We start from the raw sequence: 16137 nt of genomic DNA, 5'->3' as shown, positions 1-16137 counted from the left end.
CCTTGACGTGCTCATCGCCGCGGCGGGAGGCTCCTGGGCGCGGCCCTCAGGTGGGCTGTGCTCGTCTTCCCGAAGGAGCCGCTCATGGGAATCATGAGAAACAGAGGCATACGCAGCAGCGCCGTACGCGGCGGGCTGGCGGTGCTGCTTGCCGCGACCGGTCTGAGCTTCACGGCGCAGCAGTCCGCGCAGGCGACGCCGCCGGGCAGCAAGGACGTCACGGCCACCCTGTTCGAGTGGAAGTACGACTCGGTGGCCAAGGCCTGCACCGACAGCCTCGGCCCCGCCGCTTACGGCTACGTCGAGGTGTCCCCGGCCTCCGAGCACATCCAGGGCGACCAGTGGTGGACCTCGTACCAGCCGGTCAGCTACAAGGTCGCGGGACGGCTCGGTGACGAGGGCTCGTTCCGGAACATGGTGGACACCTGCCACGGCGCAGGCGTGAAGGTGGTCGCCGACGCGGTCATCAACCACATGTCGTCGGGCTCCGGGACGGGCACCGGCGGCACCACCTACAGCAAGTACAACTACCCCGGTTTCTACCAGGACCAGGACTTCCACTCCTGCCGCACCGACATCAGCAACTACGGCGACCGGAACAACGTCCAGAACTGCGAACTCGTCGGCCTGGCCGACCTGAACACCGGCAGCGACTACGTACGCGGCACGATCGCCGCGTACCTGAACCACCTGATCTCACTCGGCGTGGACGGCTTCCGCGTCGACGCCGCCAAGCACATGGCGGCCTCCGACCTCTCCGCCATCAAGTCGAAGCTCTCCGACCCGAACATCTACTGGGCCCAGGAAGCCATCTACGGCGCGGGCGAGGCGGTTCAGCCGGGCGAGTACACCGGAACAGGCGATGTGGACGCCTTCCAGGGCGCCTACGACCTCAAGCGGATCTTCGGCAGCGAGAAGCTCTCGTCCCTCAGCAACTGGGGCCAGTCCTGGGGCGCCGGCTACCTGGCCAGTGACAAGAGCCGCACCTTCGTGAACAACTGGGACACCGAGCGTAACGGCTCCACGCTCAGCTACAAGGACAACGCCACCTACACCCTGGCCAACGTCTTCATGCTGGCCTGGCCCTACGGCTCACCCAACGTCTACTCCGGCTACGAGTTCTCCAACAACGACGCGGGCCCGCCCAACGGCGGCACCGTCAACGCCTGTTACAGCGACGGCTGGAAGTGCCAGCACGCCTGGCCGCAGATCGCCAACATGGTCGGCTTCCGCAACGCGGTCTCCGGCACCGGGGTCACCAACTGGTGGTCCAACGGCAACAACGCGATCGCCTTCGGCCGCGGCAGCGAGGGCTACGTGGCGATCAACCACGAAGGCAGCTCACTGAACCGGACCTTCAGCACCTCGCTGCCCGGCGGCACCTACTGCGACGTCGAGCACAGCGGCACGACGTACACGGTCGGCTCCGACGGCACATTCACCGCCACCATCGGCTCCAACGACGCGATCGCCCTCTACGCGGCGAGCTCCTGCGCCGGCACGGGCGGCGGCACCACCGATCCGGCGACCGGCGCCTCCTTCGCGGTGAACGCCACCACCGTGATGGGCCAGAACATCTACGTCACCGGCAGCAACGTGGCCCTCGGCAACTGGGACACCGGCAAGGCCCTGCTGCTCTCATCGGCGAGCTACCCGGTCTGGAAGCTGACGGTACCGATGGCCGCCGGCACCTCCTTCGAGTACAAGTACATCCGCAAGGACAGCAGCGGAAACGTCACCTGGGAATCCGGCAGCAACCGCACAGCCACGGTTTCCTCGGGCGGCACGGTCTCGGTGAATGACACCTGGCGCGACTAGCCAGGCCCTGCCCGGCGGATCATGACCGGGGTCGCGATGCCTGGCGCGCGTACCTCGCCGTGTTGTCGGAATTGCCTCCGTACACCCCGTACCAGGGCGATCCTCCGCCTTGCGATCGCAGGCACCGGGCATGCCCAGCCCGGCTGAACGACAGCACCTCGTCGAAAACGCCCTACTGGCGGGGCGATGTGCTGGCTCGAACCAGGGCTCGTGCCAGGTCAGTGCTCTCCGGAAGGGTGTCGAGCGAGAGGGGCTGCGTGGCGACAGCCCCCTCGTGCAGCACGAGGAGTCGGGTGGCGAGGGTGGCCGGGTGCGAGCAGCCCGCCGTGGCGGCGAGTTCCTTGAACAAGTTCAGCAGCCAGAGCTTCTGGTTCGCGGCGATGCGGTATGCGGGATGCGAGGGGTCCGGGAGTTCGGCCAGTGCGTTGATGAAGGCGCACCCGCGAGTGTTGTTCTCGCTCCAGGTCCGCAGGGCCTCGAAGGGGGCGGTAACGGCCTCGGCCGGAGTGTCGCCGGCGTCAACGATGGCCTGGACGAGTGACCGCCAGCGCTGGTCGCGTTCCGTCAGGTAGGCCGCCACGAGGTGATCTTTCGAACCGAACTGGTTGTACAGGGTTCGCTTGGTCACGCCTGAGTGCTCAGCGATCAGATCCACACCGACCGCCGTGATTCCGCGGTTGTAGAACAACTCCTCGGCGGCCGCCACGATGCGGCGGCCGGCCGGCGTCATAGGCCGGGCTTCCTGCACGACGGGCCCTTTCGCAGAGAGGTGTACGGTGGGGGATGTTCACAGATCAGTATACCTGAGGAGGTTCAAGCGATGGGCGTGTCCGATTCCATGCGAGCGGTGCGTATCTCCAGGCACGGAGGACCGGAGGTCCTTGAGCTGACGGAGGTCGCCGTCCCCGCCCTTCAGGCAGGGGAGGTGCTGGTCCAGGTCGGCGCGGTAGCGCTGAACAACACCGACCTGTGGACCCGGGAGGGCGCCTACGGCCGTCCGGACGACCCACAGGCGCTGTCGGGCTGGCGAGGCCCAATCGACTTCCCGCGCATCCAGGGCGCCGACGTGGCCGGCCAGGTCGTGGCCGTCGGGAGCGGAGTCGAGGGGAGCCTCGTCGGACGCCGAGTGGTCGTCGACCCCGCGATCTACGACACCGACGGGCCGGACGCCAACCCGGTGGGCTTGATGGGCAGCGAACGCGATGGCGGATACGCCGAGTACGTGACAGCGCCGGTAGAGCGTGTACATGACGTGGCGGAATCCCCGCTCACGGACGACCAGCTCGCGACGTTGCCGACTGCCTACGGCACGGCGCTGGGCATGATCGAGCGAGGCCGGCTGCAGAAGGGAGAAACCGCCCTGGTCTCGGGAGCGTCCGGCGGCGTCGGCCTCGCGCTGGTGCAGATCGCCCGCGCGCGCGGCGCAAGGGTGATCGCCATCAGCAGCGGACCCAAGATCGACGCGGTGCGCGAAGCAGGCGCGCACGAAGTCATCGACCGCGCAGGAGACATCGCCGAGCAGGTCCGCGCTGCCGCTCCCGAGGGCATCGACGTCGCACTCGACGTCGTGGCCGGCGAGCTGGTGAATGAGGGGCTGCCGCTGCTGCGCGAAGGGGGCCGGTGGGTCATCGCCGGCGCACTCGGTGGACACGGCGTGACCTTTGATGTGCGCCGTCTCTACCTGCACAACGCCCAGGTCATCGGTTCCGCGATGCACACGCCCACGCATTTCAAGCTCCTCATGGACCTGGCTCGTCGGGCAGAGGTCCAGCCCGTCATCGCCGCGACCTTCTCACTGGACCAGGCCGCTCAGGCGCAGGAAGAACTCTCCCGTAGGGGGCATGTGGGAAAGATCGTCATGCACCCCTGAGCCGCGGGTGCCGATGGCTCGGGAGTCTTGAGCCGGTTGATCGTTCGCTCGACCTGTGGTCCGCCTGGCGCGAGCGACAGCGTGGGTGGGGCGGGGCGGTGCGTTCCCGATGATGGAGGACCGGTTTTCGGCCAATTCCGTTCGATGTCGAGCACTTGCCTCCACGTTTTGGTCACAGGTTCCTCACAGGGAATCCGTAGCGCACGCACGGGAGTTGCACATCTCTGGTGCCCATCTGCCCGCTGACGTGTTCGAGCCGACGCCGGAGTTACCTCTTGTAACAGCATGTTGATCTATGCCTATGGTGCCTGCCGCGTCCCGGCGGGGATCTTGACCGCTCTCCCGCCGGTGGCGCTGTCCGGACCGGCACACCGGGGGAGTGTCACGCAACATCTGTCTGCCCACTGATCGCAGCGGGCCGACCTGGCTCCCTTCGGTGTGCTTGCTTCACCTACCGAGGGGATGCTCTGTTGCGCGCGATATCAGAATTGCTCATACGCGGACCGCGAAGATCGAGATGGTTCGCGTCGGTGATGACGGGCGTGTTGGGCTTGGCCGTGCTGTCCGGTCTGGCTGTTCGACCGGATGTGCTGGACCGGTTTGACGGAGCGGATGCGGTGCCGGCGGGTGATTCGTACGGCTGGTACACGGACACGGCTGCCGAGCAGTTGCGGCAGGATCAGTGTCTGGTGGCCGATGTGCTGCGTCTGGGCGGGCCGTCGATGGCCCGGACGGCGCAGGACGGCCTCAATCAGCCGGCGGACAAGCTTCATGTTCTGGCCGATCGGCAGTACTGGGAGAAGACTCCGCTGGCCGCCGCGTACACGGCTGACCGGGATGCGGCCGGTAAGCAGCTGGATGCTCTCAACTCCCGGCTGGGTGTGTGGCAGAAGCCTCTCGCGGGGTTGCCCGCTCCGGCCGGTTTCAGCAGCGACGCCGACTTCCACTGGCCTCCGGGGTCGCCCGGGGACGGGAAGGACGATTTTTACTCCCAGACGGGGCTGAGCCAGTGGGTCGCCGACCGGTTCTGGAAGGAGGAGAGCGACTTCTACGAGGACTCCACCCCGAAGGCAGATGCGAAGACGCTGAAGGCCGTCGACGACGTGGGCACCCCTCTCTACGGCAAGGATCCTGATCCGGCTGGTATGTCGCCGGCCGAGTGGAATCGTGCGCTGGCCGAGCGGGCCGCGTTCGAGTGGATGCATGGTGGGCCGGGGGCCGAGGCGGGCGCGGACGACGCCCGCCTCTTTCTTGCCTCCGGGGGTTTCCCCCGCACGGCTGCGAAGCCGGGTACGGCGGAGTACCGGATCGCGGTCGAGGATCTGAAGTCCCGGTTCGCCGGGTGCGCCTGGCGTGATCCGGTCGATCCGGACGAGGTCCTGGGCGGTGTCACGGCCACCGCTGCCGCGGAGTGGCAGCAGGAGATCGCCTCCCAGCAGGTCCAGCGCAACCAGGTTCTGGACGCGAATACGGGCGCGACGAAGGCTCTTGCCTCGGGGGCGAAGGCGCTGGGTGAGCTGCTGGGCCAGTCGTGGGTCGCTGACCACCTTGCCCGCTGGCAGGACTACTGGTCGCCCGGCGGGGCCGGGTGGATCGGTGACGCGCCGGCGGTGATCGAGGTGCACGCGGCGAACGGCAAGTGCCTGGACGTGCAGAGCAGCGGCAAGACCAACGGCGCCCCGGTCCAGGTGTACACGTGCAACAAGACGGCGGCGCAGCAGTGGCAGATCTACGGCGACGACCACGGCCTTCACCTGCAGAACGTGAACTCCCACAAGTGCCTGGACGTGTCCGGGAACGACGCGGTCAACGGCACGAAGATCCAGATCTGGACGTGCAACTCGACTCCCGCGCAGACGTGGGAGTACAACCTGCGGGCCACCACGAGTCTGAAGAGTGTCGGCACGGGCAAGTGCCTGGATCTGCACACCTTCGGCAATGGCCTCAACGCGCAGCTCTACACGTGCAACAACACCGGTGCGCAGCAGTTCGACATCACGCCGTCCGGGCACACCGGTGAGGTCCCTGCGAAGGTCGATTTCGACCAGGCGACCAGGGGCGTCGCGGGCGCCCAGGCGGAGGCGAAGAAGCAGCTCGCTGTCCTCAGGGCGCAGGCCGCTGCGGCGAAGAAGGCCGCCGCTGACTCGGACACCGCCGAGAACGCCGCCTATGCCATCGCGGACAAGAATGGTGCTCCGCGGGGCCGTGGGCTGCTGGTGGGTCAGCAGAAGGCACAGGTCACCCAGGGGGCGTCTGCCGCCTTGGACGCGATGGTGAAGGCGGGTGAGACCGCTGAGGCCGCCACCCGTGCATCGGGTGGGGACAGTGAGACCATCGCGCAGCGTGCGCTGGCGCAGGCCGCGCAGGTGAAGACGGAGTTCCGCAAGGAAGCCGCGCACACCGCCGAATTGCAGGCGAAGGCCGCGGCGGCCGCGGCGAAGGCGCACCGGGACACCGCGAAGAAGGACAAGGAGGAAGCGCAGGCCAAACTCGCCGCATCCCTGACGGCGGAAAGCGACGCCAAGACAGCGGCCGCCGACGCCCATGCGAAGCGGCTCGCGGCCGAGGCCGAGGAGAAGACGGCCAAGGCGCAGAAGGAGACCGCCGCCGCCAAGCAGGCCGAGGCCGCGCAGCACAAACAGAACGCGCAGGCCCAGGCGACAAAGGCGAAGGACGCCAAGGGCAAGGCCGAATCCTCCGAGGCCACCGCGGTCGCGAAGAGGAACGACGCGGTCAAGTCCCGCGACGATGCGAAGGCGAAGCGGGACGACGCGTGGGACGCCGAACAGAAGGCGAACGCGGCACGCGCCAAGGCCGACGCGAAGGACGCCTACGCCGATTCCCTCGACGCGGGCGACGCCGCGACCGCCGCCCGCACCGCGGCCAACACGGCGGACCAGCACGCATCGGACGCCGAGACCGCCGCCACGAAGGCGCGCTCCGAGGCCGACGCCGCGACGAAGGCAGCCGCGGACGCGGACGCCGCGGCCACCCGCGCCGAAGCAGCCGCCAAACGCGCCCGCGCGGACGCGGACGGGGCGCAGGCCGCGAAGCTGAAGGCCGATGCCGCGGTGAAGACCGCGACCAGCGCCGCAGCGGACGCCATCGCCGCCTCCCAGCACGCCGCGTCCGAGGCCCGCACAGCAGTCAAGCTGGCCGACGACGCCGAAGCACAGGCCAAGACCGCAAAGTCCCACGCGGACACGGCAAGTAAGGAAGCCGGCAACGCGCTGGCGGCTGCCGCGAAGGCCGCGGGCTTCGCCTACGTCACCGCCCAGGCCGCCGAGGACGCCGGGAACGCCGCCGCCCAGGTCGCCAAGCCGGCCAACGACGCCATCCAGCTCGGCTCCCCCTACGTCACCACCGACACGGCCGCAAGCCTCGTCGTCCTGACCGGGCAGGCATCCAAAACGATCGCCGAACAGCAACAGGCCGTCGCCGACGCCCACGCCACCAACGCACAGCAAGAAGCAGCCACCGCCAAAGCCCTCGCCGACCAGGCACAGGACGACACCAAGGCCGCCTACCAATCCGCCGCCAACGCCGCCTCATACGCGGCCGACGCCCGCACCTACGCCACACAAGCCCTCGGCTACGCCGCCGACGCCGCGACCGTCGCATCGGCAGCGACCGCGTCCCTGGCCCGCACCATCACCTACGACAACCAGGCCACCACCGACGCCGCAGCCGCCGACAAGGCAGCAGACGGCGCCGACGGCTACGCCAAACAAGCCCGCGACTCCGCCGACCAAGCCGCCCTCGACGCCTCAGCGGCACGTGCGGCCGCAGCCGCGGCGGAGCAGTCCGCCAAGGACGCCCGCGCAGCAGCCGACCGCGCCGACACCGCAGCCACCGAAGCCGAACAAGCCGCCAAAGACGCCCAGAAATACGCCGAGGACGCACAGAAGGCAGCCGAGGAAGCGGCACGCAACGCCGCGAACAAGCAGGTCTCGACCGGTGCGGGAACCGGAGTCGGCGGCACCTGGTACGTCGTCGACGAGGACAGCATCGAGATCACCGACGCCAAGCAGCAGAACCCCTGCGAGATCACGATCGGCTTCGAGGGCTGCACCACCACCTTCACGGTCACCTTCAGCGCGACGGTTGACTTCTTCCTCTGCACCAACCCCGACGCCACGGCCAGCGCCAGCGGCTGCCCGTCACAGGACACACTGCTCATCGAGAGCAAACGCATCCCAGGTCTGAAGAAGGACGTCACCCGGTACTTCTCCAAGCTGGAACTCATCCAGCAGACCCTCACCTACCAGCTCATCAAGGCGGTCCTGGTCCAGGACTTCGTCGACTGCTGGCACGGCAGCGCCAGCGGCTGCGCCTGGGCGCTGAGCAACTTCATCCCCGGCAAGGCGTTCGCTGCGGCAGCCGAGGCGGTCCGTGCTCTCGATGCCTCCCTCAATACCGGTATCGGCTTCGCCGACGCGTGGAAGGGCCTGCGCTCCCTCGGTCTGACCGATGAGGTGATCGCTGGAATCGGCACAAAGGCGATCCCGAAGCTGGAAGCGGCGTGTGCCAAGGGAGCCGTTACTACTGCTGCCTTCACCATCGTCGTCAGCGCAGCGGGTGGTGGCGGAAGCTACTGCAAGTGGCTGGAACTGGGCGGCCCTGGTAAGTGGATGTCTGAGACGGAGAGTATGACAGCAGCCGACCACGCCTATGAGCAATTGGTGACGAATGGGGTCCCCTCGGGCATCTCCTACAAGGTTCCGGCCGACACACCGAGTGGTTTCGTCAAGTTTGACGGATACCACAATGGAGCCCTCATAGATGCCAAGAACCTGCACTACTCCGCGTCGATGATCAGCGCGGATGGAAAGCTGAGGTTCCCCACAAAGGAGACCAGTACAATGGTGAAACAAGTCAAGGCGGCGAACGGTACACCCGTCGTGTGGTACATGTCCGACGAGAAGACCCTGAACGCCCTGCAACAATGGGCACTCGACAATAACGTCAAGGGGATCGAGTTCGCATTCAGGGCGGGGCCGCAGAAGTGAGCTACAGCCTAAGTCTCTACAAGTTCGAGCATGGCGAGCCGGTCCAGCCGGACATGGAAGTGGTTCGGGCGATCCTTTCCCCCTACTATGCCGCGCCAGAGAAAGCGACCGGAGATGACGCGGCGTTCTGGATTCGTGCTGCTGACGGCAGCGAGGTCGAGGTGGACGTCGTTGACCGTGTCATCGGCATTGAGCGACCGCAGGTCGGCAACGTGTGGAAGATCATCGTGGAGCTGGCTGACCGGGTCAGCGGAACTATACTTATTCCCAACGGCACGTTCTTGTGCCGTGAGGACATGAGAGCTCATCTCCCCGAAGGCGTGGAGAACGATTCCATTTTCGTCCCGCAGATCACCCTCGAAGCGTTCGAGATGATCGCGGGGCCGTTGAATCATCCACTGACCTGACGTTTAACCTGCTGGCCGCGCTTTCCTCTATTCAGGGAGGAGAGCGCGGCCAGCGGGCGGTCTGAAAAGCGGACCAGCGCGCCTGCCCATTACCGTGGGCGATGGTGGCAGATCGGAGCGAACGCCGTATGACCTTCGATGAACCCCGTGATCTGCTCGTGCAGGCCCGAGGGGAACCGTCTTCCCTGTACGAGTCGCAGGGCGCCGGGATCTACGACGACCTCGGTACCTTCACCCACAACGTCCCGCTGGAGGATTCGCGGCTGGACCTCCCGGTGGACCTGGTAAACGCGCTGCGCTCTTGGTCGCTCTCCCGCCCGCCTGCGGGTTTCACCTCCCGCCCAGATCTGCGCAAGCACGTCAAACAGGGGCTGGCGGTCGCCCGCCGACTGGCCGGGCATCTCGGGCCGTCATGCGCGGTGCGCTACTGGGACGAGCGCCACAGGACGGCCAAGTGGGTGTGCTGCAGCTGCGACCGTCTCCACTGGGAACGCGACGCCCACGGCACACCGCCGCCGCCTGCCGTACACATCACGGTTGAAGGCGAGTTCAAGTACGGTCCGCTGCGCTCCGACGGATTCGGGGACTTCGCCCCCGACGATCCCACCGCCGCGCTGGGCCTGTCCGACGGCCTCGTCGCAGGCCTGTACGCGTGGGCGAAGGACATCGACACCACGGTGAACCTGGACCTTCGGGATCGGGAAGACGGCAAGTACGACGACGAGTGGCAGCGGCTGTTCTACGAGGGACGAGACCTGGCGCATCAGGTCGCACGCGAACTCGGCCCTGCCCGGACGGTGACCTACAAGGGCTTGGCGAATGGTGGCCTGGCCGCCCTGACATCAGTCACCTGGCAAGGAGACCAGGAGCTGTAGACGCGAGCCGTACTCGGCCTGCGCAGGGGCCGCCGGCCGCCGTCCCGCTGTCATAGCGTGTTCACGGGATTGCCAACAGGGCGCCGCATTCTGGCGGTTGAGTATTACCGACTGGTAGTACATCTGTGTGCGCCGACGGCTGTTCCGTCCGCGCACACTGTCCGCACGCTCGCCCTCACCCCCAGGAGATCCGGCATGCGCCCTTACAGCAGACGCCAGTTCGTCACCGGTACGTCGGCCGTGGCCGCGGCAGCGGCAATGACCCTGGCCGACAGCCGGTTCGCGTCCGCCGCGGAACGGGACCGTGCGGTGGCCGGTACCGCTGCGAGGGCCGTCCGGACCGCGGGCACCACGCTGGAGCAGGCCGCCGCGCCGGCCGGTGCGGGAACGTACCGCCGGCTGGCCGCCGGGCCGGGCTGGCCGCTGGTGGTACGGCGCGAGCTCGCGGCGGGCAGCTCCGGACGCGACACCCGGCGCACCGGGCTCGCGTCGTTTGTCCAGTTCACCGACCTGCACCTGGCCGACACCGAGTCCCCGGTGCGCTTCGAGTATCTGGCCCGCTCCATCGACTCCGCATACCGGCCGCACGAAGCGCTCACCGTACGCGGCGCGGCTTCGCTGGTGGAGCGGGTCAACGCTCTGGCAGGCGGCCCGTACACCGGCCGCCCCTTCTCGCTGGTGATGGCGACGGGCGACAACACCGACAACCACGAACTGGTCGAGCTGGACTGGTACCTGTCGGTGATGAGCGGCGGCAGGATCACCCCGAACACCGGTGACCCGGCCCGCTACGAGGGCGTCCAGAACTCCGGATCGGCCGACTACTGGAATCCGGAGTCCGCGTTCCTCGACGACTACAAGAAGGTCGGCTTCCCGCAGGTACCCGGCCTCCTGTCGGCCTCCGGCCGGCCGTTCACCGCGCCCGGTCTGCGGACACCCTGGTACACCACGGTCGGCAACCACGACGACAGCATCGAGGGCACGCTGCCCGACCTCGATCTGCTGAACTCCCTCTACACGGGCGACCGGAAGGTCGAAGGCGTCGACGACGCCACCGCCGCCAAGCTCGCCGATGCCATCCTGCACGACCCGGCGCAGGCGGCTCTGCTGCTCGCCCGGCTGCTGGCCGCCGGCCCGATCCGCCACGTCACCCCGGATGCCCGCCGCGCGCCCTTCACACCCAAGCAGTTCGCCAAGGCACACCTGGACCCTGCACACACAGGCCCCGGCCCGGTCGGCCACGGCTTCACGCCGGCCGCCGCATCCAGCGGCAAGCTGTACTACACCTTCCCCATCTCAGACGGCGTGCTGGGCGTCAGCCTGGACACGACCAACCGGGCCGGCTGGGCGGACGGTTCGATCGGCACGGCCCAACTGCGCTGGCTGGAGTCCGTCCTCCAGACCTACAGCACGCACTGGTACGACACCGACGGCCACGTCGTACGCCGGGGCTCCCAGGACCAGCTGGTGGTCCTGTTCAGCCACCACACCAGCACGACCATGGGTAACACCCTGCCCGACCCGAACAACATCTTCGACGGCCGCCACACCGGCACCGAACTGGTGGCCCTGCTGCAGCGTTACCCCAACGTCGTCGCCTGGGTGAACGGCCACACCCACGCCAACCTGATCACGCCCCATGGCCACACCGTCCCCGAACGCGCCTTCTGGGAGATCAACACTGCCTCCCACGTGGACTTCCCGCAGCACGCACGCATCATCGAGGTCGCCGACAACGCCGACGGGACCCTCTCGCTGTTCACCACCCTGGTGGAGTCCGCCGCCCCGTACACCACCGACTTCGGCGACACCTCCGAGGCCGGACTGGCGGCCCTCTACCGCGAGCTGTCCTTCAACGACCCGTACGCGACACCGGCCGCGAAGCTGGGCGCGGCGGCGGACCACAACACGGAACTGCTGCTGGCCCGGCCGTTCGGCAGGTAGCGGCCCGGCCCCCGACGCGGGCTGACGGAGACCAGCAATGGCGGTCCTCCTCCGTGCTCCTGAGGGGGACCGCCGGCGTTTTTGCGACCATCACGACCGCCACCGGAGGCAACCTGCTCGCCTCCGGCCGTTGGGAGGATGATTAGCCCATGGCGGAATCCGGTCGGTGCCCCTCCGTAAAGGCACTCGATGAGTCGAAGCGGCTGCCTTTCCTAGTCCGGTGGCGCTTGCGGAGGGAGCGGAGAGGAAAGCGAACGGGAGTTCTATTGTTCGCCGAGATCAGGGAGCCAATTCGTAGCCTTACGTACAAAGCAGGCATCGTGTCTCTCTGGGAGGACGATGTGGAGTTCTGTGCTCGGAGTCGCGACTCGAAGATGCCCAAATTTGTCGAACTGCTGCCCGGTCCTCACCGACTCGAGTTCAACGTGATACGCATGCAGACCACGAGAAGCACCTCGTTTCTGCAGGTCATAGACCTGAAGGAAAGCGAGATCCTGGTTGTGTTGTGCGATCCGGTCCAGTCGAACGTTTTCTACAGGCGGAGCCCGGACGTGGATTCTTGGGTAGTCGGAGTCCTCTCGCCGGCGGAGAAGGTGACCCGGCCAACCCGACCGAGATGAACGCCTACAACTACGCCCACAAGAGCCCCATCGCCAACTCTGACCCCATCGGGCAGGGCTGATGTGCCCTTGGTCCCGTGGAGTCGAGTTGCGTGGTCCTTGGCTACTGGAGCGGCCCGAGTCGGTGCAGGCCCACGTGCACCCGGCGCCGTCGCCGAGACCTTGGCAGGGCACCGCCAAGCCGCACGAAACCCGAAGCTCGGGCTCCGGGGTTCGAGGGCCGAGCTTCGAGCGACGGGGCGGGAGCGCCGAGCTTCGAGGTCCGGGACGCGGGCTTCGGGATTCGAGCTTCTTCTTTACCCGGTGGGTGGGTAAGGGGGTTGGGGAAGAACCTCCCCGCCTCCCCACCGCCGTAACGGTGAGGAAGTACGACTAATCCGGACCAGCTTGCGGCGCGCGGGCGCGGCTGCCTTGCGGCGCGCGGGCGCGGCTGCTTACGGTTCGATCAACTAAACGACCCCGACGCGGTGTTCTCAGCACCAAGCCGGGGTCTCACCCCAAGATCGAACAGGACGATCCAGTGGCTACCCAGAACTTTAGCGCCGCCCTGCCCGCCCCCGCAGCAGCACCCGCCCACCCCATGGCGGCCCCCGGCTACGGCAAACGCTCGGCCCCCGACCGCCCGTCCCCTCGTCGGTCCGACGACTTCCTGTTACTGCCTGAGCGGGAGCGCTACATCGCGGCCTTCGTCGACCGGCTTCCCGACGGCGCTTCGATGACGATCAAGGCCCTCGCCAAACAACTCCCCTCGTACGGCCAGCAGGCCGTCAGCAGCGCGCTCACCGCGCTGTCGGTCGCCGGTCACCTGCGCCGCGTGCGCTGCCTGACGGGGACCGGTGACCAGGTCCGCTGGGCGTTCCGGACGTTCTGGTCACGGACTGCCCGCGACAACGAGTGGTGGGTGACGTTCCTCGCCGCCGAGGCTCCGGCAGAGGCAACGGCTCCGGTGCCGCCGGTCACTGCGGAACCGCCCACCGCGCAGGCGACTACCGCGCCGACCGAGTCTTCCGTGCCTCAACAGCCGGAGCCACACGCCGACCACCCCTCGCCCGGATACCTCGCCCTGGCCCAACTCGGTTGTGTGGAGCCCCGCCTGGCGCTTTCCGCAGCCGACTGCGAGCGCTTGGAGGGCCTCGCGGGAGAGTGGCTGGCGCGCGGGGTGACCCCCGCGTACATCGTCCAGGTCCTCGCTGCCGGACTGCCCGCCGAGCCCATCGTCTCGCCCTTCGGCTTTGTCCGCCGTCGCCTCCGGGAGAAGAAGCCGCCCTACCGGCCCACCGCTACCACAACAGGTGCGGTCGACGCTCCGGGCTCTCGCCTGATGGTGGAGTGTACGAAGTGCGGCACACCGGGCCGCCCCCAAGCCCTGCCCGACGGTCTCTGCCGCACGTGCCGAACCGTGCCGGCGGCCGCACCACCCGCCGCACAGACCGACGCCCGGGCGCAGGTGGCCGCACACGACGTCCACGCTCAGGTCGACGCCCTCCGCGCCCTCACCCGCGGGAGCGACCGCAGGGTGGCATGACGGCCCCGGGATCACGGCCCCGCGGTGCAGGTCAGGAGGCCCAGACGCCCGTGATGCCGGTGGCGTTCGCGGCCTGACCGGCGTGCGAGGTGCCGTACATGTCCTCGATGGTGCGCAGCAGGTCGTAGTGGTGGTACGTGGCCGACGACGAGGATCCGGGGGCCACCTGCTGGCCGTACAGAACGGTCGGGATCTTGTTGCTGCTCAGCCCGTTGTCCTCGTCGAAGGTGACCACGAGCAGACTGTGGTGGGTCTTGGCCCAGGTCGCGTAGGCGCTGAGGTTGTTCTTCAGCCAGGTGTCGCCCGTGCGGACCGAGCAGTCGTGCATGTCGCTGCAGAGGTTCGGGGTGACGAAGGAGACCTGCGGCAGTTTCGAGTAGTCGGTGGGGAACTGGCCGAAGGTGTGTGCCGACGAGGTCGGCACGTTGCTGAAGCCGAACCACGGGTTGTGTTTCTGGGCGTACTTGCCGCTGCTGCATACGGTCGAGCCCTGGCTGGGGAGCGACTCGTTGTAGCTGGCCCAGCTCTTGCCGGCCGCGGTGAGCTCGGAGGCGAGATTGGGCGCCGAGCTGAAGCCGGGCGTGTAGCACGAGTCGTCCGTGATGCCCTGGGTGGACCCGGAGAAGAGCGCGAAGTAGTTCGGCTGGCTCGGGTGCGTCTCGCCGTGGGAGTCCGTGAGGTTGGCGCCGCCGGACTTCAGCGAGTTGATGTAGGGGGCGTTGGAGCTGCCGATGACCTGGTCGTATCCATGGTTCTCGAACACCACCACGATCACATGGTCGGGGGTCGGTACGGCGCCTGCGGCGTGCGCGGTCGACGCGCTGCCCAGACCGGCCCAGAGGCCGAAGGACGCGGTGGTGAGGCCGAGAGCGGACGCGACCACGGTACGGAGTCCGCGTCCCATGGCGGGGCGGGGCAGGATCCTGCTGCGCACGGGGTACCTCCGGTAGGGGAGTGACGGGGGCGGTCCACCGTGAGATTAGGGATAAGGAGCCGGAGCGGGAAGCCCCGCCGGGGTGAAGAACGTGGGAACGTACGGGGCTGCTGCCCGGCGACCGGCTTTTCCGGTGTGTGCTCGACCGAGGTGGTTGCTGGACCCCACGCCGCGCCGGGCGATGCGTGCTGCGGCCCCCAGTCCAGCAGCTCCGGGAGCGGCGCGGGGTGCCTGGATCGGTGGGGCTGCGCCCGGTCAGCTCTCGCCCCCTTTTCGGGCGCACCGAGACGCTGTCGATGCAGCCGCGGGACCAGTCGATCAACTGGCAGACCCATACCCCCGCGGCCTGCCAGGCCCGCAGCCGCCGCCGTGCAGTGTGCCCAGAGCCGTAGCCGAGTTGAGGTGGCAGGGCGGAGCGCTAACTCTTCGCCCCCCTCCCGTAGTCCGTAGCCATGCTGCCGGCGAAGTCGAACACGATGACCTGTTCGTCTCCGACGACCCAGGCGTCGTGCCCGGGAGAGCAGACGAAGACGTCACCGGGCCCGACTTCGGACTCCGCACCGTCATTCATCCTGATGCGCATGCGCCCCTGAAGCACGTAGCCGTCGTGGTGGACCTCGCAGCTGTCGGTCCCGGCAAGTGGGGCGATCGACTCCGACCAACGCCAGCCGGGCTCGAAGGTACCCACAGCGAAGTCCAGACCGGAGAGGTGCAGGGCTTCGAGGTGACCCCGGGGAAAGTCGCGCCGTTCATCCGGCTTGTCGACCGTTTTGACTTCCATCATGATGGTTCCCTCCAACCGCCCCCCTTTCTTCCATGGTGCGCCGGAGGACGACAAGCCGCGATCCGTGCGGAAGCCTTACGCCGCGACCCTGGGAGGGCGGGCGAAGGCCAAGAGCACCAGCACCGGCACCGGTCGAGCGGCCGGCGTCGAAGTGGAGCGACGATCACCCTTTGGGGGTGCGCAACCGGCCGGTCCGCACCATCGAGTCCACCCGTCACGGCACGCGTCCGCCGCCGTTGGATCACAGCAGCACCACCCCGTCCGGCGGCGCCGTGACAGGCCCCTCTCTCACGTGCGCCGGATAGGCTCGGAGGGCGGACTGGATCAGGACCGAAGAAGGCCGGACCGAAG

General features: G+C 67.9%; 10 protein-coding genes and 1 pseudogene. 7 read left to right on the top strand and 4 right to left on the bottom strand.

Annotation, left to right across the window (positions count from 1 at the left end; all coding sequences use genetic code 11):
• Positions 1 to 93: 93 nt before the first annotated feature.
• Entirely contained in the window at positions 94 to 1818 is a 1725-nt protein-coding gene (locus AB0M87_RS28235) for a carbohydrate-binding module family 20 domain-containing protein (protein ID WP_365857853.1), read from the top strand.
• Between the two features lie 172 nt (positions 1819 to 1990).
• Here the strand turns inward: AB0M87_RS28235 and AB0M87_RS28230 are convergent, their stop codons facing one another.
• Positions 1991 to 2548 (bottom strand): TetR/AcrR family transcriptional regulator, encoded by a 558-nt coding sequence (locus AB0M87_RS28230; RefSeq protein ID WP_365857792.1) that lies wholly within the window; start codon positions 2546 to 2548, stop codon positions 1991 to 1993.
• A gap of 90 nt (positions 2549 to 2638) precedes the next feature.
• Between AB0M87_RS28230 and AB0M87_RS28225 the strand changes: the two genes are divergently transcribed.
• The 6 genes from AB0M87_RS28225 (at position 2639) to AB0M87_RS28200 (ending at position 14068) form a co-directional block, all read left to right on the top strand.
• Positions 2639 to 3688 (top strand): zinc-binding dehydrogenase, encoded by a 1050-nt coding sequence (locus AB0M87_RS28225; RefSeq protein ID WP_365857790.1) that lies wholly within the window; start codon positions 2639 to 2641, stop codon positions 3686 to 3688.
• 533 nt (positions 3689 to 4221) lie between these two features.
• On the top strand, positions 4222 to 8697 hold the full coding sequence (locus AB0M87_RS28220) for an RICIN domain-containing protein (protein WP_365857789.1): 4476 nt from the start codon (positions 4222 to 4224) through the stop codon (positions 8695 to 8697).
• Positions 8694 to 9104 (top strand): hypothetical protein, encoded by a 411-nt coding sequence (locus tag AB0M87_RS28215; RefSeq protein ID WP_365857788.1) that lies wholly within the window; start codon positions 8694 to 8696, stop codon positions 9102 to 9104. Before AB0M87_RS28220 ends, AB0M87_RS28215 begins: the two co-directional genes overlap by 4 nt.
• A 128-nt stretch (positions 9105 to 9232) precedes the next feature.
• On the top strand, positions 9233 to 9979 hold the full coding sequence (locus tag AB0M87_RS28210) for a hypothetical protein (protein ID WP_365857787.1): 747 nt from the start codon (positions 9233 to 9235) through the stop codon (positions 9977 to 9979).
• Between the two features lie 195 nt (positions 9980 to 10174).
• On the top strand, positions 10175 to 11923 hold the full coding sequence (locus AB0M87_RS28205) for a TIGR03767 family metallophosphoesterase (RefSeq protein WP_365857785.1): 1749 nt from the start codon (positions 10175 to 10177) through the stop codon (positions 11921 to 11923).
• Positions 11924 to 13123: 1200 nt separating this feature from the next.
• On the top strand, positions 13124 to 14068 hold the full coding sequence (locus tag AB0M87_RS28200) for a MarR family transcriptional regulator (protein ID WP_365857783.1): 945 nt from the start codon (positions 13124 to 13126) through the stop codon (positions 14066 to 14068).
• Positions 14069 to 14099: 31 nt separating this feature from the next.
• On the opposite strand, the gene AB0M87_RS28195 is transcribed toward AB0M87_RS28200, so the two are convergent.
• The 3 genes and pseudogenes from AB0M87_RS28195 to AB0M87_RS28185 all read right to left on the bottom strand — a co-directional run bounded on the left by AB0M87_RS28195 (position 14100) and on the right by AB0M87_RS28185 (position 15786).
• Positions 14100 to 14972, bottom strand: coding sequence for an alkaline phosphatase family protein (locus tag AB0M87_RS28195; protein ID WP_365857851.1), 873 nt, complete (start codon positions 14970 to 14972; stop codon positions 14100 to 14102).
• Between the two features lie 259 nt (positions 14973 to 15231).
• Positions 15232 to 15411 (bottom strand): annotated as a pseudogene (locus tag AB0M87_RS28190) (IS5/IS1182 family transposase); the annotation flags it as partial.
• 9 nt (positions 15412 to 15420) lie between these two features.
• Complete coding sequence (locus AB0M87_RS28185; RefSeq protein WP_365857781.1) at positions 15421 to 15786, bottom strand: cupin domain-containing protein; 366 nt, start codon at positions 15784 to 15786, stop codon at positions 15421 to 15423.
• Positions 15787 to 16137: the final 351 nt, after the last annotated feature.

This window comes from Streptomyces sp. NPDC051320 (genome assembly GCF_040682175.1).
Lineage (GTDB): Bacteria > Actinomycetota > Actinomycetes > Streptomycetales > Streptomycetaceae > Streptomyces.
The sequence above is the reverse complement of the archived record's forward strand: the minus strand, read 5'-3'. Positions and strand labels throughout refer to the sequence as shown.